The sequence below is a fragment of the Corallococcus praedator genome, assembly GCF_003612125.1.
Lineage (GTDB): Bacteria > Myxococcota > Myxococcia > Myxococcales > Myxococcaceae > Corallococcus > Corallococcus praedator.
In genome coordinates this window covers 1-439 of the sequence record NZ_RAWI01001069.1, presented here as the reverse complement: position 1 = coordinate 439, position 439 = coordinate 1, and the positions used below count along the sequence as shown (strand labels likewise).

Here is a 439-nt window from a genome sequence, read left to right as displayed (position 1 = left end):
TATCTGCACGAACTCGTCGATCTCTCCGGTAGTAGACCGCTGACGGTCGCGGTTGACGCGGGGAACGGCATGGGGGGACACACCGTCCCGGCGGTCCTGGGTGATTCCCCGGTGTTCACCGTGCGTTCACTCTACTTCGAACTCGACGGCACCTTTCCCAACCACGAGGCGAACCCCCTCGACCCGGCGAACCTCGTGGACCTGCAGGCCTACGTCCGTGAGACCGGCGCCGACATCGGGCTGGCCTTCGACGGCGACGCCGATCGATGCTTCGTCGTCGACGAGAAGGGCGATCCCGTCTCGCCGTCGGCGGTGACCGGGCTCGTCGCCGCGCGAGAACTCGCCAAGAACCCGGGCGCGACGATCATCCACAACCTCATCACCTCGCGCGCCGTCCCCGAGCTCGTCTCCGAACTCGGGGGGACGCCCGTGCGGACAC

The 439-nt window shown here is 67.7% G+C and carries 1 pseudogene; it reads left to right on the top strand.

The features are described from left to right. A pseudogene (locus D7Y13_RS43060) lies at positions 1 to 439 on the top strand (phosphomannomutase/phosphoglucomutase); the annotation flags it as partial.